Annotated in this window: 19 protein-coding genes; 12 read left to right on the top strand and 7 right to left on the bottom strand. The window is 36.8% G+C overall.

Features of this window, described 5'->3' with window-relative positions; genetic code table 11:
• Nucleotides 1-52 precede the first annotated feature (52 nt).
• Together HX124_RS16795 and HX124_RS16790 are read left to right on the top strand one after the other, a co-directional pair.
• Nucleotides 53-1138: a tetratricopeptide repeat-containing glycosyltransferase gene (locus HX124_RS16795; protein ID WP_286384202.1), complete on the top strand. Its 1086-nt coding sequence runs from the start codon at nt 53-55 to the stop codon at nt 1136-1138.
• Nucleotides 1139-1379: 241 nt separating this feature from the next.
• Complete coding sequence (locus HX124_RS16790) at nt 1380-2561, top strand: hypothetical protein (RefSeq protein ID WP_286384201.1); 1182 nt, start codon at nt 1380-1382, stop codon at nt 2559-2561.
• 107 nt (nt 2562-2668) lie between these two features.
• On the opposite strand, the gene HX124_RS16785 is transcribed toward HX124_RS16790, so the two are convergent.
• Both HX124_RS16785 and HX124_RS16780 read right to left on the bottom strand, forming a co-directional pair.
• Nucleotides 2669-3652, bottom strand: a complete 984-nt coding sequence (locus HX124_RS16785; RefSeq protein WP_286378168.1) for a LysR substrate-binding domain-containing protein — start codon at nt 3650-3652, stop codon at nt 2669-2671.
• The gene (locus HX124_RS16780; protein WP_286384200.1) at nt 3645-3848 is read right to left on the bottom strand and encodes a hypothetical protein; all 204 of its coding nucleotides are present in this window, start codon (nt 3846-3848) and stop codon (nt 3645-3647) included. Before HX124_RS16780 ends, HX124_RS16785 begins: the two co-directional genes overlap by 8 nt.
• A gap of 312 nt (nt 3849-4160) precedes the next feature.
• On the opposite strand from HX124_RS16780, the gene HX124_RS16775 reads away from it, so the two are divergent.
• From HX124_RS16775 to cntB, 5 genes are all read left to right on the top strand, one after another.
• The gene (locus HX124_RS16775) at nt 4161-5819 is read left to right on the top strand and encodes a BCCT family transporter (protein WP_308978449.1); all 1659 of its coding nucleotides are present in this window, start codon (nt 4161-4163) and stop codon (nt 5817-5819) included.
• Nucleotides 5816-6745: an alpha/beta hydrolase gene (locus HX124_RS16770; RefSeq protein ID WP_286384199.1), complete on the top strand. Its 930-nt coding sequence runs from the start codon at nt 5816-5818 to the stop codon at nt 6743-6745. The genes HX124_RS16775 and HX124_RS16770 overlap by 4 nt, the downstream gene beginning before the upstream one ends.
• 20 nt (nt 6746-6765) lie before the next feature.
• Entirely contained in the window at nt 6766-7908 is a 1143-nt protein-coding gene (cntA, locus tag HX124_RS16765) for a carnitine monooxygenase subunit alpha (protein ID WP_286384198.1), read from the top strand.
• Nucleotides 7909-7987: 79 nt separating this feature from the next.
• Nucleotides 7988-9439 (top strand): NAD-dependent succinate-semialdehyde dehydrogenase, encoded by a 1452-nt coding sequence (locus HX124_RS16760; protein ID WP_286384197.1) that lies wholly within the window; start codon nt 7988-7990, stop codon nt 9437-9439.
• 161 nt (nt 9440-9600) lie between these two features.
• Nucleotides 9601-10560, top strand: a complete 960-nt coding sequence (gene cntB, locus HX124_RS16755; protein ID WP_286384196.1) for a carnitine monooxygenase, reductase subunit CntB — start codon at nt 9601-9603, stop codon at nt 10558-10560.
• Nucleotides 10561-10742: 182 nt separating this feature from the next.
• On the opposite strand, the gene HX124_RS16750 is transcribed toward cntB, so the two are convergent.
• Nucleotides 10743-11732, bottom strand: coding sequence for a diaminopimelate dehydrogenase (locus HX124_RS16750; protein WP_286384195.1), 990 nt, complete (start codon nt 11730-11732; stop codon nt 10743-10745).
• 519 nt (nt 11733-12251) lie between these two features.
• Between HX124_RS16750 and HX124_RS16745 the strand changes: the two genes are divergently transcribed.
• On the top strand, nt 12252-12452 hold the full coding sequence (locus tag HX124_RS16745) for a ribbon-helix-helix protein (RefSeq protein ID WP_107009769.1): 201 nt from the start codon (nt 12252-12254) through the stop codon (nt 12450-12452).
• A gap of 132 nt (nt 12453-12584) precedes the next feature.
• Here the strand turns inward: HX124_RS16745 and HX124_RS16740 are convergent, their stop codons facing one another.
• On the bottom strand, nt 12585-12941 hold the full coding sequence (locus HX124_RS16740) for a roadblock/LC7 domain-containing protein (protein WP_107009768.1): 357 nt from the start codon (nt 12939-12941) through the stop codon (nt 12585-12587).
• 294 nt (nt 12942-13235) lie between these two features.
• Between HX124_RS16740 and pncB the strand changes: the two genes are divergently transcribed.
• The 3 genes from pncB (at nt 13236) to asd (ending at nt 16252) form a co-directional block, all read left to right on the top strand.
• Nucleotides 13236-14444 (top strand): nicotinate phosphoribosyltransferase, encoded by a 1209-nt coding sequence (pncB, locus tag HX124_RS16735; RefSeq protein WP_107009767.1) that lies wholly within the window; start codon nt 13236-13238, stop codon nt 14442-14444.
• 111 nt (nt 14445-14555) lie between these two features.
• On the top strand, nt 14556-15404 hold the full coding sequence (locus HX124_RS16730) for a sulfurtransferase (protein ID WP_286384193.1): 849 nt from the start codon (nt 14556-14558) through the stop codon (nt 15402-15404).
• Complete coding sequence (gene asd / locus HX124_RS16725; protein WP_286378161.1) at nt 15401-16252, top strand: archaetidylserine decarboxylase; 852 nt, start codon at nt 15401-15403, stop codon at nt 16250-16252. The genes HX124_RS16730 and asd overlap by 4 nt, the downstream gene beginning before the upstream one ends.
• 66 nt (nt 16253-16318) lie before the next feature.
• On the opposite strand, the gene phoR is transcribed toward asd, so the two are convergent.
• The 3 genes from phoR to HX124_RS16710 all read right to left on the bottom strand — a co-directional run bounded on the left by phoR (nt 16319) and on the right by HX124_RS16710 (nt 19361).
• On the bottom strand, nt 16319-17677 hold the full coding sequence (gene phoR, locus HX124_RS16720) for a phosphate regulon sensor histidine kinase PhoR (RefSeq protein WP_286384191.1): 1359 nt from the start codon (nt 17675-17677) through the stop codon (nt 16319-16321).
• 22 nt (nt 17678-17699) lie between these two features.
• A complete protein-coding gene (phoB, locus tag HX124_RS16715; RefSeq protein ID WP_286378159.1) occupies nt 17700-18410 on the bottom strand; it encodes a phosphate regulon transcriptional regulator PhoB in 711 nt (236 codons plus the stop codon).
• Between the two features lie 246 nt (nt 18411-18656).
• On the bottom strand, nt 18657-19361 hold the full coding sequence (locus tag HX124_RS16710; RefSeq protein ID WP_286378158.1) for a TetR/AcrR family transcriptional regulator: 705 nt from the start codon (nt 19359-19361) through the stop codon (nt 18657-18659).
• A 205-nt stretch (nt 19362-19566) separates the two neighbouring features.
• Here HX124_RS16710 and HX124_RS16705 point away from each other — a divergent pair, with 205 nt between their 5' ends.
• Nucleotides 19567-20412 (top strand): SDR family NAD(P)-dependent oxidoreductase, encoded by an 846-nt coding sequence (locus HX124_RS16705; protein WP_286384190.1) that lies wholly within the window; start codon nt 19567-19569, stop codon nt 20410-20412.
• Nucleotides 20413-20573: the final 161 nt, after the last annotated feature.

The raw sequence follows: 20573 nt of genomic DNA, 5'->3' as shown, positions 1-20573 counted from the left end.
AATCTAGGTGAGTCATGATGATGATTGGTTTAGAGCAAAAAGGAATATTCAAGTGAAAAAACATATTCGCCTAAATATGATTGTGAAAAATGAAGCACATGTCATTTTAAGATGTTTAGCTTCTGTTAAACCGTGGATCGACTCATGGTGCATTGTTGATACTGGGTCAACAGATGGCACGCAAGAAATTATTCAAAACTATTTAAAAGATATTCCAGGTTGTTTATACGAACGCCCTTGGAAAAACTTTGGTTTTAACCGTACAGAAGCATTACAACTGGCTGTATCGAAAGATCTTCCTACAGCAGATTATTTATTATTTATTGATGCTGATGAACAATTAAAACCAGAACCAAATTTTGCTTGGTCAAATTTGACTGAAAATGCTTATTATTTTCCAGTGATTTATGGCAGTTTACGTTATCGACGCAATGCTATGATTTCCACTCAATTACCTTGGGAGTGGAAAGGTGTATTACATGAATATTTACATTCGACAGAACCACATCGTTGGGCAACATTAACAGGGTTAAATATTTTTGTGCAGCATGATGGTGCTAGAGCGCAAAATAAAGAAACCTATCTCAAAGATATCGCTGTACTTGAACAAGGCTTGAAAGATGAGCCTGATAATTTGCGTTATGTTTTTTATCTGGCACAAAGTTATCGAGATGCAGGAATTTTAGATAAAAGTCGCGAAGTGTATTTAAAGCGTGCTGCGGGGCGTGGTTGGGATGAAGAACGTTGGGTTGCTCAGTTCCGCGCGGCGCAAATGGCTGATCGTTTACAAATGGATGAGCGTATCGTTTATCGAGAGTACTTACAAAGTTGGATAGTCAAGCAGCATCGTGCAGAGCCGCTATATGAATTAGCCCGTTATTATCGAGCAAAAAAAGATTTTGATTTGGCGTGCTATTTTGCGAAACAAGCAGTTGATATTCCTTTGCCTGCAAATGGTTTATTTATTAATGCGAGTGTCTATGAATGGCGAGCTTTAGATGAATTGGCTGTCTCGGCAACCTATTGTAAGGCGTATAAAGAACATGGAAAAGCTGCATTGAAGAAACTTTTACAAGAACAAAAGTATCCTAAAGCACAGCACAAACGAATGTTAGATAACGAAAAATTTTATCAATAAATGGAATATGAGTAAAAATATAGACAGTTTAACTCTATATTTTGGACTTAAACCTAATACGGATTAATTGATTTAATCCGTATTTTTTATGCTTTTTAACTCAAAAATAAAATATAAATTGAGTTGTACTATAGCTTATAGAGATTAAACACATAACGTAAAGGCTAGGTTTATAGATAACACATTGATTAAATGTCTAAAATTCTTCAAGTTGTACACCTTTTTGGCAGGGATGTTCACTATGAAAAATGTATGGATGTATAGTTCAATAATTGCATTATTGGGAAGTTCTTTGAGTCATGCAGAGGCTTTTGCATGGGGCGACAAACAAGCTGAAGCAGGACAATTGGCAGTTTCAGGTGCAGTACGTACACGTTACCAATATAAAGATTTTGCTGATGAAGCAAGTGAAGGTACAAATGGTGACTGGAAACTTGCTGATTTAAAGCTCGTGTTAAATTATGAAAATCCAAACTGGTTAGCGCAAAGTGATGTGCGCTGTTATCAATATGACCGATTATGTGATGCTGTTTTTTTACATAGTGCTTGGGCAGGTTATAAAATTAATGACCAACAAATATTAAGTGCAGGTCTACAAGCTGTGGATTTTGGATTTGGACGTTTTTGGGGTAGTAGTTATTACGAAACGCTATTTAACACAATGGGTTATGAGGATGTACATAATCTTGGTTTAAAATATCAACTCAAGCATCCAGATTATCATTTAACTTTAGGTTTTTACCCAACAGATGGTGGTAATTTTAAAGGAACTTCGAAAGATTCAAGCCGTTATACAGGCAACTTTGTTGAAGCTGATGATTTAGAACATGGTACCCATATTCAAGAAAAAAATATGTGGGTGGCACGTGCATCAAAAAATATCACATGGGATGAACAGAATCGTTTCTCATCAGAAATTGGTAGCTCGATTTGGTATTCAGATTTAGAAAATAAAAAAAATGATCAAACAGGGCATAAAAGTAATTGGAATATTTTTAGCACCACCAATTATCAAGATTGGCAAGTGATGTTATTGGCTGGGCAGCAAAAAATAAATAATAAAGACCAACTCATGCCGAATAGTTCAACATTGGGCGCTTTTGACTATGCCTATAATATTGCCAATGATGGAAAATATGCGATGGCTGAACTGAATTATAGTGTGAATAATGAATTTAATGGCATTACAGGGATTAAACCTTATCTGTCATATAGTCAATTTTTTAAAGATGAAGCAGGATATGAAGATTCAAATCGTATTATTGCAGGTTTAGCATTTAACTATAAAAAAATAGGAGTACAAGCCGAATATATTTGGGCTCGTAATGATGCAATGATTGGCGGCACAAGCAAAGCATTGGCAGAAGGAGATCATAATGACTGGAATAAACTTTTATATTTAGCAGTGGGTTATTATTTTTAAATCATATTCGAGTCATTATCTTAAAAATGATATTAAATTTTGTTGGGGTAATAATAAAAAAATTACCTCAACATTTTATTTAATAAAGACATAAAAAGATGAGAAAACTATAAAAATACTTTTTCAGGAGGTAAGGTCATTGGCGCAGGTTTAGCTAAAATAGGTTTACCGCGAGTTAAGGTATTTAAATATTGTAGGCGATTTAATAATTGCGCCTGAATAAACAAAATACAGGTTTTTAATTTCGACGAGCTACGTAAACGAGAAGGGTAAACTGCCCAAATATCAGCATCTTGCCAGTAACTCGTTAAAACATGTTGTAAACGCCCATCCTGTAATTCTTCGAGTACATCCCACACAGAACACAGCATAATGCCTTGATCATCCATCACCAATTGCTTGATAATTTCGCTGTTATTTGAAGTAAATTTTGGGGTAATGGAAATAGAAACATCTTCCATTGGGCTACGTAATTTCCAAGCATGACGAGATTGGTCACGTTCTTTGATGGCTAAACAAGTATGGTGAGCCAGTTCATCTAAATCATCAGGTTCACTGTTAATTTGTAGATAACGTGGTGATGCACACAAAATACGGAAATTAGACAATAATTTTTTTGCAATCATATTTGGTGAAATATCATTACCTACAAAAATATCAAGATCTAGACTGTGTTGGATTAAATCAATTGTGTGGTCAATGGTATTAAATTGAATATCTAATGCGGGATACATCGTCATGAGTTTAGATAAAATTGGGGCAATATGAGTACGCCCAAAACCAAAACTACTGACAATATCAATACGCCCAGTGGGTGTGTTTTGTGGGTTATTAATGAGGTCACTCAGTTCATCGAACTCATTTAAAATATTGGAAACTCGCTCCAATATCAGCTTTCCATCCTCAGTTAAACTGACATGCCGTGTGCTACGGTGAAACAAAGTACAGTTTAAATTATTTTCTAAAATATTGATTCGTTTACTGACATAAGCAGGTGATGCACCAAGTTCATCTGCTGAAGCAACAAAACTTTTCCTCTTCGCAACTACGCAAAAGACCTTTAAGTCTGAAAGGTTAGGTAGATTATTCACGATTCGTGTCCATTGGGTTAATGATTACCTTGTTGATCTTTGATGCCTGAAAAAGCATCTTAGCGTCTGAGAAATGTGCTAAGAAGCGAAATGAGTTTTCATGGCGAAGATTAGGGGAAATCGTAACCAGTACAGGTGATGGAATTGGCGTAGAGGTTTTACCACAAGGCATAGTGGGAGTAAAGACTGTGTTCACTCCCTCATAATTGTTTTATGCGCGCTGTAATTGAATATCAAGACAGAATCTCCTTGTGTTCTAAGGGGTTATGAAAGGCTCATGAATACACTGTCTTGATATTTATTCATTTTCTAACCATGACATTTTGCTTTTGAGTTGTCAGCAAAAAAATACAAAGCAGTACATGAACAGCAAACTTAGTTCAATACGCTTGTGTTTATTGTATGGCAACAACGGATGAAGTGAGCGCTGCAATAGCAGTATTGATCACAAATTATTCATAGGGACTGATCAGTAATGATTGAGTTTCATCAATAAGGATTTATGAATATGGATAGTAAAGCCAATAAGGTCAAAATGGATAAGGTACTGGCAAGTATCAGTTTATCTATTGTTTTCCTTTCGGTACTCGCGCTTTCAGTTTATTCGAAAGAATCAATTGCATTTGCAGAAAAGATTTTATATTGGAGCACTTCTATTTTTTCCGCTCCAGTGCTTTTATTTGGTTTTTTTGCCTGTATTTTTGTGGCTGGTTTAGCATTTAGTAAATATGGACATATCAAATTAGGGGAAGGAAAACCAGAATATCGTACATCGTCATGGATTTTCATGTTTATTTTGGCGGGCTTAGGATCTTCAACTTTATATTGGTGTTTTTTAGATTGGGCATATTATTATCAAACGCCTGGCTTAAACATAGCAGCAAAAACGCCTGAAGCATTGAAATATAGTGTGCCTTATACCATGTTCCATTGGACCATCAGCGCATGGTCAATTTATGCCTTAGCCTCTGTTTCTGTATGTTATAGCTTCCATGTACGTAAAAATAAAGGGCTCAGTTTAGCTGCCATTATGGAGTCAATTACTGGCTTTAAAGCGACAGGGGTGGTCGGACGTTTAATCGATTTAATGTTCCTGTTATGTATGTTTGGTGCCTTAACGATTTCTTTGGTACTGACTGCAATTACGTTCACTAATATTTTGTCATCTCTAACAGGTATTCCAAATACGTTTGTAACGACTGCTGTAATTGTACTTTTCGTATCGATTTTATTTGCTTTGAGCTCTTATGTCGGTATGAGTAAAGGTATGCAGCGTCTAAGCTCAATGGTGTGTTATGCCTTATTAGCATTTGCTGTTTATGTGTTCTTTTTTGGACCAAGTCAGTTCATGTTAAACAACACAATCAGCAGTATTGGGCTGATGTTCAGTAACTTTGTCAGTATGAGTTTATTTACTGATCCTTTAGGTGATGGAAAATTCACACGTGAGTGGACTGTATTTTATTGGTTATGGTGGACATCTTATGCACCTGGCGTTGCGCTCTTTGTAACACGTGTATCGAAAGGTCGTACCATTAAAGAAGTCATATTGGCAATGGTGCTTGGTGGCAGTGTAGGCATGTGGGTTTTCTTTGGCATCATGGAAAATTACAGTATTTACCAATTCCTACAAGGTGCGGTGAATGTACCTGAAATATTAAGTACACAGGGTGGTGAAGTCGCAATTGCACAGTTACTCAACCTTTTACCTGGTGGTGCTGCTGTGATGTGGATTTATTTAGCAATCATGGTGATTTTCCTTGCTGCTCATATGGATGCTGTAGGTTACGCTGTGTCGGCAACCTGTTCTAAAGGCTTACAAGAAGGTCAAGATCCATCGCCGAATATTCGTTTGTTTTGGTGTGTGATGCTCACACTCGTCCCATTAGCAATGATTTTTTCGAAAGCGCCTTTAGACACCATGAAGGCAGCAACAATTGTCACTGCTTTACCTTTTATTGTCATTATTTTGGTACAGACATTTGGTTTAGTGCGTTGGTTGCGTGATGACTATGCAAAATTACCTTCTTATATGATTGAAAAAGGTGAGAAAAGCGACACGCTAAAACGAATTCAAGAAACGAACGATGTACTCATACAACAAGCATTAAATTCAACTGTACTGAAGACTGAATTAGATTCTGAGCGTGAAAGGAAGTCAGTATGATGGAAAATAATCTGCCGATTTTAACAGAAGATATGCAAATGTTTGATTATTGGAGTGGTGTATATAGCCCTGCCGATCAACATATTGATTCTCTTCGGGCAGCATATGATGCATTTCAGCAACATTATACCTTGCCAAGAACTGAAGAAATGCACATAGATGATTGCACCTTGACCTTGTCAACACATGCGATTGATTTACGTGTATTTCGACCTGAGGGTATCGAACCTGAAGCAGGTTGGTCTTGGATTTTTTATGTGCATGGTGGTGGCAATGTGGTGGGTAGTGCTGACTCACATGAATATATTGCTCGCCAGTTAGCCCGAGATTTAAAGGTTAAAGTTTTTTTAGCTGAATATGGTCTAGTGCCAGAGTTTGATTGGGCGCAAGGAAAACAGGATTGTTTAGAAGCTTATCAATTGATTTGTACGCAAGCAGAAAAATGGAATATTTGCGCTGAACAAGCGGCAATTGTGGCAGATGGTTCAGGGGTTTCACTTGCATTACAAGTGCAACAAGCCTTATCAGCACAGCAACAACCGAAAGCTTTGGCATTAATTTTTCCATCATTTATAGCCCAAGGCAGTTCAGATCAGCCACAAAGTTTAGTGTATCAAATTGAAGATCAACAGTTGATGCAGACATGGACAGCAACCTCTGCACAGCATGCTTTACGTTGTGTACCTGTACTTACACAAGTTGTGCCTAACAGTTTTATTGCCTTGACTCAATATGATGTTTGCTATGCAGAAAATGTCGACTTAGTTAAAAAGTTAAATCATCTAAGTCCATATATTCAAACACATACAGGCAAAGGGCTACGTGGTAATTGCTTGCCATTACTACGAGATTGTCATGAAGTCGCAGCAATTTATGATGCTTTGTTGCAGTTCTTAAATCCAAATTTGAAAAAATCAGCAATTTAAGTTTTAGTGAGGAGAATACGATGAATTCACTTGAAAAGATTCCTACTGTAGAAGCAGTCGATACATTACCTGAAGACTTCTGTCAGGATGCAGACAACGCATGGACAATTCCTAAAGCGTTTTATACATCGAAGCAAGTTTTTGAAAAAGAAAAAGAAGAAATTTATGCAAAAAGTTGGATTTGTGTAGGACATTGCAGCGAAGTTGCAACACCAAACCAATATTTCACACGTAAAATTATTGGTGAAAATATTATTGTCATTCGTGGTAAAGACAGCGTATTGCGTGCGTTCTATAACGTTTGTCCACATCGTGGGCATGAGTTATTAACAGGTGCAGGCAAATCTAAAAATGTCATCACTTGCCCATACCATGCTTGGACATTCAAATTAGATGGTTCATTGGCATTGGCTCGTAACTGTGAAAATGTTGCCAACTTTGACAAAGAAGGTTCAAACCTTGTGTCTTTAAAAGTTGAAGAACATGCAGGTTTCATTTTTATCAATATGGATCCTGAAGCAACGTGTGTTGCTGATCAACTGCCTGGTTTCGCAGAAAAACTTGATGAAGCATGTAAAGTGGTAAAAGACCTTAAACTTGCAGCACGTTTTGTCACAGATACAGCAGCGAACTGGAAGCTTATCGTAGATAACTACATGGAATGCTACCACTGTGGTCCTGCACACCCTGGTTTCTCAGACTCAGTCCAAGTCGATAAATATTGGCACACGATTCATGAAAACTGGACTTTACAGTTTGGTTACGCACGTTCTTCTGAAAAATCATTCAAACTTGATCCATCCATTGTTGACCCATCTTTCAGTGGTTTCTGGACTTGGCCAAGTACGATGTTTAACGTACCACCAGGTGGCGATTTCATGACAGCAATTTATGAATTCCCTGTAGATGAAGAAACTACACTACAACACTACGACATCTATTTCTTAAATGAAGAGTTAACACAAGAACAAAAAGATTTGATCGAATGGTACAAACATGTATTCCGTCCAGAAGATTTAAATCTCGTTGAAAGTGTACAACGTGGTTTGAAATCACGTGGTTACCGTGGTCAAGGTCGTATCATGACAGATCAACAACGTTCAGGCATTAGTGAGCATGGTATTGCTTACTTCCAAAGTCTTGTAGCAAAACATCATCAATAATTTGATGAACGACACTTTTGGGTTGGGAATAAGCCCATTCTTATTTCCCAACCCAATACGCCAACTTTAGGATTAAAAAATGTCAGTATTACAAGATAACGTATTATTCCAACAATCTGCTTTTATTCATGGAAAATGGGTAGAGGCAAATGATCAAGACCGAGTGTTTGTCACTAACCCTGCAACAGATGAAGAAATCGGCTCAATTCCAAATATGGGACAAGCGGAAGCACTGCAAGCAGTAGAAAGTTCATACCAAGCATTACAGTCATGGAAAAATTTAACAGCACAAACACGTGCTGATTTATTGCTTGCATGGCATAAATTGACTTTAGAACATGCAGATGACCTTGCACGTATCATGACCATTGAGCAAGGAAAACCACTTGCTGAAGCACTGGGCGAAGTCAAATATGCAGCGTCATTTATTCAATGGTTTGCCGAAGAAGGCAAGCGTGTTTATGGCGATGTCATTCCAACAACCAATGCAGGTCAACGTTTCTTAGTGACTAAAGAACCTGTCGGTGTTGTTGCTGCAATTACGCCGTGGAATTTCCCACTGGCAATGATTACACGTAAAGCTGCACCTGCACTTGCTGCGGGTTGTACGATTGTGATTAAACCTGCCAATGAAACACCTTATTGTGCTTTAGCGATTGCAAAATTGGCTGAAAAAGCAGGTATTCCAGCAGGTGTGATCAATGTTGTAACAGGTAAATCTGAAGCGATTGGTTCGATTTTCACTACACATGAAAAAGTGAAAAAATTGACATTTACAGGCTCTACACCTGTGGGTCGTTTGCTCATGCAACAATGTGCGCCAACCATTAAAAAGCTTGCGCTAGAACTAGGTGGTAATGCACCTTTGATCGTATTTGAAGATGCTGATTTAGATAAAGCGGTTCAAGGCGCAATGTTGGCAAAATACCGTAACGCAGGGCAAACCTGTGTATGCGCTAACCGTATTTATGTACATAAAAATGTCTATGCTGCATTTACTGAAAAATTTGTCGCAGCGGTACAGGCTTTAAAAATTGGCAATGGTTTGGATGAAGGTGTCCAAATTGGTCCATTAATCAATGAAAAAGCTGTACTAAAAGCAGAAAAACTGATTGATGAAGCATGCAGTAAAGGTGCTGAAATTGCCTGTGGTGGTCAGCGTCATGCATTAGGTCATAGCTTTTTTGAGCCAACGATTTTGACCAATGTCGATCAAAGCATGGAAATTGTTTCTGAAGAAATCTTTGGACCTGTTGCACCATTGATCAGCTTTGAAACTGATGAAGAAGTGATTGAACAAGCCAATGCAACCATTTATGGCTTAGCTGCTTATATTTATACCGAAAATATCTCTCGTATTTTCAAAGTTTCAGAGCAACTTGAATATGGCATGGTGGGAATGAACTCAACGGCTATTTCAAATGAAGTTGTACCTTTTGGTGGGGTGAAACAGTCAGGTATTGGTCGTGAAGGTTCTAAATATGGTTTAGAAGAGTTTATGACAATCAAATACTTATGTTTAGGTGTTTGATTTTGACTTGATTTGAAATCGAGATTTCATTCAACAAATTTTTAAAGTTTTAGCGTATAGCAATTTGTTTTTAAGCACAAATATATACGCTGAAATCGGTGTATTTTTCAAAATTAAAGACTGTACGTGCAGTGTTTTATGCTAAAAATCAGGATTTAAAGATGACTGACAGTTATCAAATGTTTCCCTCTGTTGTTACAGCAGTCGAGCAACTTACCCCTTTAATTAAACGCTTTACTTTTAAACGTGAAAATGGTGAAAATTTTCCTGCATTTACAGGTGGCAGCCATATTATTGTCAAAATGAATGACAAGCTTTCTAATGCCTATTCATTGATGAGTAATGCAGCAGATTTATCCACTTATCAAGTCTGTGTCCGTAAAGATATTGAAGGGAAAGGTGGTTCAGTTTTCATGCATGATCATTGCTTGCAAGACTTTAAACTTGAAATTTCATCACCTAAAAATTTGTTTGAACTATCACAAACGGGTGAAAAGCACATTTTAATTGCGGGTGGTATAGGGATTACCCCATTTTTACCACAAATGGATGAGTTGGATGCACGTGGTGCAAATTACGAGTTGCATTATGCATTTCGTTCGCCTGAACATGCTGCTTTGTTGGATGAACTCAAACAAGGTACACATGCTGAACATATTTATAGTTATGTTGACAGTGAAGGCTCACATTTAGATTTAAATACGCTTATTGGTTCTCAGCCAAAAGGCACACATGTCTATGTATGTGGACCAAAACCAATGATTGATGCGGTGATTAATACCTGTAATCAGCACCGTTATCGTGATGAATATATACACTGGGAACAATTTGCTTCAAGTGCGCCTGAAAATGCTGAATCATTTACTGTAATTTTGGCAAAATCAAATCAGCGTATCGAAGTCATGGCAGATCAAACCATTTTACAAGCGATCGAAGCTTTAAATGTTGATGTTGAATGTTTATGTCGTGAAGGTGTATGTGGAACATGTGAAACTGCGATTTTACAAGGTGAAGCGGAGCATTTTGACCAATATTTAGATGACGATGAAAAAGCATCACAGCAAAGTATGATGATTTGTGTTTCTCGTGCCAAAGGTAAAGAAATCACTTTAGATCTATAAGTCAGTCTTCATTTTATTGATTTTAAAAATTAAAAACCGAGTTAGATATAGCTCGGTTTTTTTGCATTTCAGCCATCATATTTAGCTTGAATATTGAGATCATACAAAAATGTATGTTCATCAAAAAGACCACTTTGCATGACTGCTCAGTGGTCTTATTTTCAATACAGATCAGAAGCGGTTTAGAGCAATTCTTTACGTAACTGTTCAGGTGTTTTGATTGAAAGTAATGCTGGTGCAACATCAAATGCAGTTTTTGCACCATATTGTTGGCTTTGATTTAAGCGATGACAAGCACGTGCATAAGCAACCAGTACACTCGCTGTAAACTCTGGATTACTTTCAAGTTTTAATGAAAACTCCATCACTTGAGACTGTTCAGCACTGGTATTACCACTACGAATGACAAAACCACCATGAGGCATACGCTGATGATCTTTTTGTAGGGTTTCTTCGCTAATAAAGTTTACAGTCGTATTATAATCTGCAAAATAATCAGGCATGGTAACAATGGTGTTTTCAACCGTTGCTGCATCAGCACCGTCTTCTAAAACCACATAACAGTCACGATGATGCTTATCTTTTGTGGCTAATTCAGGACGTGCGCCACTACGTACCTGCTCAATGGCATCAGTTGAAGGAATGGTATATTGCACACCTGCTTTAACACCTTCAACACGACGAATTGCATCTGAATGACCTTGGCTTAAACCTTTACCCCAAAATGTGTAAGTTTCACCATCAGGTAATAATGCTTCACCTAATAAACGATTAATTGAGAACATACCAGGATCCCAACCAATAGAAATTAAACAGGTTTTTTGATGAGCAGTTGCAGGTGCATCAACAGCAGCAAAATACTCAGGAATACGAGCATGTGTGTCAAAACTATCTACTGTATTAAACTGACTGGCGAAAATTGGTCCTTGTTGAGGTAAGTCATCTTTAGAACCACCACAAAGAATAAGTACATCAATTTTATCGCTAAAATCACTTAATAATTCATCAATGCTATAGACCTGAGTTTCTGCAAAGTATGGTGAAACGCTACTTGGCGAACGACGAGTAAAAATACCAACCAACTGCATATCAGGGTTTTTATGAATAGCAGTTTCAACACCACGACCAAGGTTGCCGTAACCTGCGATGCCTACACGAATAGAATTTTGCATAAATACACTATCACTTAGTAACAAAGAGTTTGAAATATAAGCGTGTTTCGAGGTTCTAATCACCACAAAGTATGCAGTATGAAGATCCTTTTCATCTTACTTATATTTTGTTTTCAAAGGATTATAGACTGATAAGCATGAATCTATCAGCATAAAATAACAAATAGAAAAGCAGGTTGGCATACAGATTGCTCAATACAGGCTTTTAAAAAATGAATTTTGGCTCATCATTGACCTAGAGATATATCATAAAGATGAATAATCATTTTTTTAAATCTTTATTTTTAAATAGGTGAGTAAAAATTCATCTATGATTCAAAACACAAAAATGCTAAATTTAGTAGGCAGAATAGAGCATAATTTTTCTCAAAAAACTCAATAAATTTATACTTTTTAAATTTAAATCACTTAAAAATGAGCCATTTTAAGAAATGACGAAAAGGTATTTTAAAATAGTTAATGAATTTATGTGTTAATTTGATTAGAATTTAATGATAATAAACTAGAGAAGGTATTGTTGTGGAAAATAAAACAGCACGACTCACAATTTTGATTGATCCTGTCAAAAAGAAAGCGTTTGAAGAATTGTGTAATCAGCAAGACTTGACACCCTCTCAGGTGGTTCGTCAATTGATTCGTGAATATTTACAGACACATGGTGTTGAGTATGCAACTCAAATTAAAACTAATGCTGTTGAACGTCAGGAAAAAAATGACTAAAAATATTCAAACAAATACAGATGAAATTTGTATGAATTGTTTTGACCATTTGAAATGACGATGAATAAATTAAAATCCTTCCATCACTTGGGGTAATGGAAGGGTGTTTGCTTAAGAGTTAATGCTTAAGAATTAAGAAAAATCGAGTTCTTTTTCAAAAGCACGGAGTTCATGACGTGCCATTGCAAGATTAGATTTTTGACGATCTAAAACCAAGTATAAAAATAAATCTTCATTACGATCTAATGGACGTAATAAATGGTATTGCTTACCTAGTGTAATTAAAACATCTTCAACTTTATCATTGAGTTGTAAAGCTTTTGCAACTTTACGTTTTGCTCGGATGACTTCTGTATTACCTGCTGCTGCAAGCTCTAAGTCCAAACCTGAACCGATAGTTCCAAGTGCTAGACCACTTGAGCTATCAACTAAAGCTGCTGCAATTACCCCATCAATTTCATTTAGTGCATCTAAACTCAATTTAGCCATGTCTATGTCCTATTTTTTTAAAAAAATTTTGAAATATAAAAAGTATTTTTTAACCTTAGCTTTTTTCAATACAGTTATATCTCACAGAATGTTAATTAAAAAATAATTAAATTTCAATAAAGATTAACTAAAATATATTTAATTATAATTATATGTTAATGTTTTGCTTTTATTATTCACTAAAATTTAAAAGTCAGCAGATTTTTGTTAAAAATGTCAGATATCTGATTTTTTTGATTTGCAAGATGGGATTAAGTTTTTATAGTGAGTGTAGAACGATTAATTGGAACAAATATGCAACCCATCATTCAGTCATTGCTTGATACGGATTTGTACAAATTTACAATGTTGCAAGTGGTACTTCATAAGTTCCCACAAACACACAGCGTATATCATTTCCGTTGCCGAAACTTAGAAGATACCGTTTATCCATTGAAGGATATTTTAGATGATTTGAATGAGCAACTCGATTACCTCTGTCAATTAAGTTTTAAAGAAGATGAATTAACTTATCTACGCCGCTTACGTTTTATTAAAAGTGATTTCGTTGATTATTTAGAATTATTCCAATTAAAACGCCGTTTTATTAAAGCTGGGATTGATGAAGAAGGGCGTTTGGATATCTGGGTTGAAGGACCTATGGTTCAAGCCATGATGTTTGAAATATTCGTTTTGGCAATTGTCAATGAACTGTATTTCCGTCGGATTCGCTCCGATGAGGTGCTGGCGGAAGGAGAGCGTCGCCTACAGGCAAAAGTTGAATTATTGAAAAAATACACAGAAGAACAACAAGCCAATGACCCACCTTTCTTAGTTTCAGATTTTGGCACACGCCGCCGTTATAGTTTAGATTGGCAGCGCCATGTGATTCAAACCTTTCATAAAGCAGCACCAAGTATTTTCCGTGGCACCAGTAATGTTCTGATTGCCAAAGAGCTTAATATTTTCCCAATTGGAACAATGGCACATGAGTTTTTACAAGCCTTCCAAGCTTTAGATGTACGATTACGTGATTTTCAAAAATCTGCACTAGAAACATGGGTACAAGAGTATCGAGGTGACTTAGGTATTGCCCTCACAGATGTTGTGGGAATGGATGCTTTTTTACGTGATTTTGATTTGTATTTTGCCAAACTATTTGATGGTTTACGTCATGACAGTGGCGACCCTTATGAGTGGGGAGACAAAGCCTATCGACATTATTGTCAGCTCAAAATTGATACCAAAACTAAAATGCTCACATTTAGTGATGGCTTAGATTTAGAGCGCGCTTGGAGCTTATATCAATACTTTAAAGACCGCTTCCAAGTCAGTTTTGGTATAGGAACAAATTTAACCAATGATATGGGGCAAACGCCGTTAAATATTGTACTTAAACTTGTAGAATGTAATGGTCAATCTGTCGCAAAAATTTCTGATAGTCCAGGAAAGACCATGACCGATAACGATACTTTTTTAGCGTATCTGCGTCAGGTTTTTGAAATTGCTGAGCCAAGCAATTAGAAGAAAAACGATAGCTGATTTTTTGCTAAAGAAATGCAGGAAATCAGCTAAATCGTAAAAAAGACTATGCTAAGATGGTCAAAATAATCCTGCTAAAATTCAAAAAATCTTATGACGACTTCTCCCTTTCATTTTGAATTATTAATTGAAGCTGAGCAACTTGTTCCCTATTTAGGACATGAACAATTACGGATTGTTGATTTAAGCCGTAGTTCTGTTTATGAACAATTGCATATTCCACATGCTTTACATCTCAAACCGCAGTATTTAGTTCGCCAAGAGGAAAATGCTTCGGGTTTATTGCCAGATGAAGCAGGATTAAACACTTTAATTGAGTATTTAAATATTTCTCCTGAACATCACGTGGTTGTTTATGATGATGAAGGGGGCGCATGGGCAGGGCGTTTGATTTGGAATTTACATTGCCTTGGCTTTGAAAATGTCAGTTTATTAAATGGTGGCATTCATGCTTGGCTAGGCGCAGGCTTTCCAACTTCGGCTGAGGTAGAAGAACTTAAACCTGTCACAAATTTATTTAAAATAAATTTACAAGATGTTGAAAAATATAGAATTAAATATGATGAATTACTCGAAAAAGTACAAAAAAATGCAGTGCAAATTTGGGATTGTCGTACAACTGAGGAATATACAGGTCAACGCTTAGCAGCACGACGCGGTGGTCATCTACCAAATGCATTACATTTTGAGTGGAGTACTGCAATTAATCGTCAAAATCATTTAAAATTGCATTCCTTAGAACGCACCCAACAACGCTTAGAACAATTGGGTTTTCATTTAGATCAACCTGTGGTGGTGTATTGTCAGTCTCATCACCGTTCAGGTTTGGCTTATATTTTAGGGCGATTGCTCGGTTGGGATATTCAAGCTTATGATGGTGCGTGGAGCGAATGGGGCAATCGCCTCGACAGTCCAATTATTAGTGGAGAATCACCGTCGTGAGTCTAGCCTCAAATTTGAAAAAACAACTTTTTATTCGTGCGCAAAACCTTGTACCTCAACAACAACTGAGCCGTGTGGTTGGAAAAGTCGCAGCAAGTGAAAATTTAATTATAAAAAATATTGCGATTCAAGCTTTTAAAGCACAGTACGGCATTGATTTATCAATTGCACAACAAACTGATGCTTTGAAATACAAATCATTTAATGAGTTTTTTACACGTGCTTTAAAAGAGGGTGTCCGTGAAATCGATACAGATGCAAATAGTATTGTTTCACCTGCGGATGGCGCGATTTCCCAATTAGGTAAAGTCAAAGAAGGCGATGTATTTCAAGCGAAAGGGCAAAGTTTTTCTGTGGAGAAACTCATTGGTGACCCACAATTGGCAGCGCCATTTAAAAATGGTGAATTTGCGACAGTATATTTATCACCACGTGATTATCATCGTGTGCATATGCCATTTGCAGGTACATTGACAGAAACGTTATATATTCCAGGTGAGTTATTTTCAGTAAATCAAACCACTGCGGAAAATGTACCAGGTTTATTTGCACGTAATGAGCGTATGGTTTGCTTATTTGATACAGAACTTGGACGTATGGCTGTAGTCTTGGTGGGTGCAATGATTGTTGCAGGTATAGAAACAGTTGCAACAGGTAAAGTAAAACCTTCTGGTCGTGTTGAACTTGACCATCATGAATTGAAACTTGAAAAAGGTGATGAGTTAGGACGCTTCTATTTAGGGTCAACAGCAATCGTTTTATTTGAGCAAAATAAAATGAATTGGGATACTCAATTTCAAGCAAACTCTACAGTGGTAATGGGCGAAGCTTTGGGGCATAGCCTATAATTTTAGATCACAAAAATCACTTTCCTCAATAAAGAAGGTGATTTTTGCTTAAACTTGCTAAATGTTTTATTCAGGTTTATATAAACGTTCTTTTGGAAATACCACTTTAAAGGTTGAACCTTGATTTTCTTTTGATTCAACTTCTAAATAAGCATTGTGTTGCATCAATACATGTTTGACAATCGCTAAACCTAGACCTGTTCCACCTGTTTGACGGCTACGTGCGCTATCTACCCGATAGAAACGCTCAGTTAAACGAGGTAAGTGTTTAGGGTCAATGCCAATTCCCGTATCTTGTACAGTAAAATAACCATGTGAACCATCATCATGCCAGCCCATCGTTACTGTGCCGCCTTTAGGGGTATATTTAATCGCATTGGTGATTAAGTTACTAAATGCACTGGCAAGTTCGGTATCTGAACCAATTAAGTCACAATGGCTATCAATATCTAAGTTTAATGTATGCCCATAATCAACATTATAGGCTTGAGCATCATCAAATAATTGATTCATTAAACTAGGCATTTCAATGATTTGGTTTTTAGCAATTTGCTTATTACCTTCAAGTCGAGATAAAAGTAATAAATCATTCACCAAAGCATTCATACGGCGAGTTTGTGATTGCATCTGGTCAAATGCACGTTTCCAACGTGGATTTAGATCTTCTTGATCAGTAAATGTTTCTATATAGCCACTTAGAACAGTAAGCGGCGTTCGTAATTCATGTGAAATATTATCGACAAAATCTTTACGCATTTGTTCTAAGTTGTGGACACGCGTGACATCATAAGCAACCAGTAAACGACTTTCGCTACCAAAACGGGTGAGTTTAATTTGTACATAATGTTCATCATAAACTGAAGATTTGATTTTGATGCCATCAGGCGATTGGTCAATATTATTAAAATATTCAATAAAGCTCGGTTGACGAATAATGGTTAAAATATTACGTCCACGATCGAGCATTTGGATGCCTAACAGTTTTTCTGCTGCAGGATTCCACCATTCTATTTGATGCAGTTCATCGGTTAAAACCACCGCTTCAGCAAGCGCAATCAGTGAAGATTGTGCTCGGTCAATCAATCCAACCATTTCAGCTTGAACAACACGTTCTTGGCGCTGCGCACGATAAACATTAAATAATAATGCGCCCCATATACCACTTAAATTAGGAGGAACATCATAGGGACGGTTGGAAATCCACTCATTTACTAAATACAAAGAGCGAAGTTGGAAAATAAAAAAAGTCGCAAAAGCTAAAGAAATGCAGACCCAAAAATACCCGATCCCAAAACCAATAAAACATCCGATGACTAATAAAAATGCTAAAAGTCGTAAATCTTGTTTGGCAAACGCCCATAAACTGCTGTAACGAAATTGTTTATGTTCACGTGCAAGATCTGGGACGGGGTAGGGTTCATACATAAAAACAAATTGACCTAAAAAGCTAACCTAAAGCGACATCAGCGCGTGTAGAGAAACGGTAACCTGTACCACGTACTGTTTGTACATAACGGTCTGCGCCATAAGGTTCTAATACTTTACGTAAACGACGAATATGCACATCAATTGTACGGTCTTCGATATAGACATTACCACCCCAGACTTGGTCAAGTAACTGGGCACGTGTATAAGCACGTTCAGGATGTGTCATAAAGAAGGCTAATAAACGATATTCAGTGGGTCCCATTTCTAAAATACTGTTGCCAAAACTCACACGTTGACTGACAGGATCTAAAATTAAACCATTTGCATCAATTGATTTTTCACCACTTAAGGCATTTGCACGACGTAAAACAGCTTTAATACGAGAGACCAATTCACGTGTTGAAAATGGTTTCGTCATATAATCATCTGCACCAGCATCGAGTCCTTGCACTTTGTGATCTTCTTCACCTCGTGCAGTCAACATAATGACTGGGATTTCTGCCAGACTTTCATCACGTTTCAAGCGACGACATAAATCTACGCCACTCACGCCGCCCGGCATCATCCAATCTAATAAAATCAAAGCGGGTCTTTGATCGACAATCATTTGATGTGCTTGTTTGGCATCCTCTGCTTGTAAGCATTGAAAGCCTGCCATATCTAATGAGGTATGGATCATTTCTCGAATCGGAAGTTCGTCATCGACGATTAAAATATAGTCATCTTTCACAACGCAATATCCTATGTATGAACGGTGTACCGTTTTATTATTTATGACAGGCTTATTACAAAGATTAATTATGACAATATCATTGCAAAAAATAGATATCGGCTATTATTTGCAATTTTTTGTGACAAAACTTGTGAATTGATGTGAAATTTCACTTAAAAGAACGATGACATTTTATTTTTACAGTTTAATTAAAAATATCAGGTCTTTTTCTTTCAGAGGCATTTTAGAAGTATTTTGGACAATTTAGGCACTTTGTTTTTCTGAAAATGAGTTGAGCAATGAGAAAAAAACAGCTTCACATGCAAATACAACTTGTTCTACAGAAAGTTTAAAGCCTCCCATGACCCAACGCACAGCAACTTGCGTTACATAACCATTTAATCCTGTCGAAACCAAGGAAATTTCCTGCTCACTATAGTCGATACGCGGCATCATCAACATAACAAAGGCATGGATCATGCGATCAAAACGTCCCATAGTTTCATGAATTGTGGCGTGATTATGTAATTCTTGAACCAACATTGCATCAACATAAATAATCCGTGCAACACGTGGATCTGCTTTGAGCATAGAAAATAAAGCCATTAAACCCGAATGAATCATTGGTTTCGGATCTGGTGACGATTGCATGACACCTTGCATCACAGTGTGTTGTAGCTGATCAACTAATTGTAAAAAAATAGTTTGAAACAGCTCTTCACTCTTTTTAAAAGATTCATAAAAATAACGTTCTGTCAGTTTAGCTTCAATACAAACATCTTTGACGGTTACTGAAAAGAAGCCATGAGTACCATAAGTTTCGATCCCTGCTTCAATTAATTTTTCACGACGTGCTAATTTACGCTCAGAAAGAGACATTCCTTTGAACTGTCTTTCTTTCACGAGTTTTTTCGGTGTCTTTTGTTCCTGCACCTGTTGTGTTGTTTCATCTAAAAAATCTGTTGTCATATCAGTGTGTGCCAACTTAATTATGCAAATTGCAAGGTTTGATTCATAAAATCGTTGATGGTTATGTCATGATCCTGAGCAAGTTAATCAACATTGAAAAGCTTAACATATTATATTGACAATAGTCATTGTCAAAATTATAGTGGAGCTGTGAGTGTATGTATATAGAACGTACATACGGCAAAAATTCAAACAAGGAAACTCGATGAAAAATTTTAAAAATAAAGTCGCTGCAATCACAGGTGCAGGCTCAGGTATGGGACAACAACTGGCTATTTTATTAGCAAAAGCAGGTTGCCACCTTTCAATTAGTGATGTGAATGAAAAAGGTTTAGCCGAAACTGTAGAATTAGTTAAACAATATGACGTACGTGTTACATCAAAGAAAGTAAACGTTGCAAAACAACAAGAAGTTAAAGCTTGGGCGGAAGAAACTGTTCAAAATCATGGTTCTGTCAACATGATTTTTAATAATGCTGGTGTAGCATTAGGTGCGACAGTAGAAGGTGAAAGTTACGAAGAACTTGAATGGATCGTAGGGATTAACTTCTGGGGTGTGGTTTATGGCACGAAAGAATTTTTACCATACATCAAGAAAACAGGTGATGGTCATATCATCAATACTTCAAGTATCTTTGGTTTAACTGCTCAGCCAACTCAGTCTGGTTATAACGCAACGAAGTTTGCAGTGCGTGGTTTTACTGAGTCTTTACGTCAAGAACTTGATATTGAAAAATGTGGCGTGAGTGCGCTGTGTGTACATCCGGGCGGTATTCGTACCAACATTGCAAATGATGCACGTATGAATGACAGCTTAAAATCATTGGGGATGAATCCTGATAAATCTGCAAAAGCATTTAATAAACTATTACGTAAACCTGCGGTAGAAGCGGCACAAGAAATTTTAGATGCAGTATTAGCAGACAAACGCCGTTTATTGATTGGTGGCGATGCGGTGATTGTAGATTTGGCACAACGTTTATTACCAACGGGTTATCAAAAGCTTGCAACGATGGCAACAAAACTGACCAAGCGTTTTGAACCAAAATAATTGATTTTTTTGTATATAAAACCGTCAGTTATGGCGGTTTTTTTATGGGTTTTATTTGATAATAAAGTGGTTTAGTCGATGTAAAGATAAGAAAAACTTGGTAAAGCATTTATTTTATATACAATATCATGCATATAAAAAATGATATTTTGAACAAATGA

The sequence above is a fragment of the Acinetobacter sp. 226-1 genome, assembly GCF_030329325.1.
GTDB lineage: Bacteria > Pseudomonadota > Gammaproteobacteria > Pseudomonadales > Moraxellaceae > Acinetobacter > Acinetobacter sichuanensis.
Note: the sequence above shows the minus strand (reverse complement) of the source record. Positions and strands in the feature narration are given on the sequence as shown.

Bases quoted from the DNA above. Each gene is read 5' to 3' on its own strand.
- HX124_RS16790 (WP_286384201.1), top strand. From the start codon at position 1,380: ATGAAAAATGTATGGATGTATAGTTCAATAATTGCATTATTGGGAAGT.
- HX124_RS16775 (WP_308978449.1), top strand. From the start codon at position 4,161: ATGGATAGTAAAGCCAATAAGGTCAAAATGGATAAGGTACTGGCAAGT.
- HX124_RS16770 (WP_286384199.1), top strand. From the start codon at position 5,816: ATGATGGAAAATAATCTGCCGATTTTAACAGAAGATATGCAAATGTTT.
- cntA (WP_286384198.1), top strand. From the start codon at position 6,766: ATGAATTCACTTGAAAAGATTCCTACTGTAGAAGCAGTCGATACATTA.
- HX124_RS16760 (WP_286384197.1), top strand. From the start codon at position 7,988: ATGTCAGTATTACAAGATAACGTATTATTCCAACAATCTGCTTTTATT.
- cntB (WP_286384196.1), top strand. From the start codon at position 9,601: ATGACTGACAGTTATCAAATGTTTCCCTCTGTTGTTACAGCAGTCGAG.
- HX124_RS16750 (WP_286384195.1), bottom strand. From the start codon at position 11,732: ATGCAAAATTCTATTCGTGTAGGCATCGCAGGTTACGGCAACCTTGGT.
- HX124_RS16740 (WP_107009768.1), bottom strand. From the start codon at position 12,941: ATGGCTAAATTGAGTTTAGATGCACTAAATGAAATTGATGGGGTAATT.
- pncB (WP_107009767.1), top strand. From the start codon at position 13,236: ATGCAACCCATCATTCAGTCATTGCTTGATACGGATTTGTACAAATTT.
- HX124_RS16730 (WP_286384193.1), top strand. From the start codon at position 14,556: ATGACGACTTCTCCCTTTCATTTTGAATTATTAATTGAAGCTGAGCAA.
- phoR (WP_286384191.1), bottom strand. From the start codon at position 17,677: ATGTATGAACCCTACCCCGTCCCAGATCTTGCACGTGAACATAAACAA.
- HX124_RS16710 (WP_286378158.1), bottom strand. From the start codon at position 19,361: ATGACAACAGATTTTTTAGATGAAACAACACAACAGGTGCAGGAACAA.
- HX124_RS16705 (WP_286384190.1), top strand. From the start codon at position 19,567: ATGAAAAATTTTAAAAATAAAGTCGCTGCAATCACAGGTGCAGGCTCA.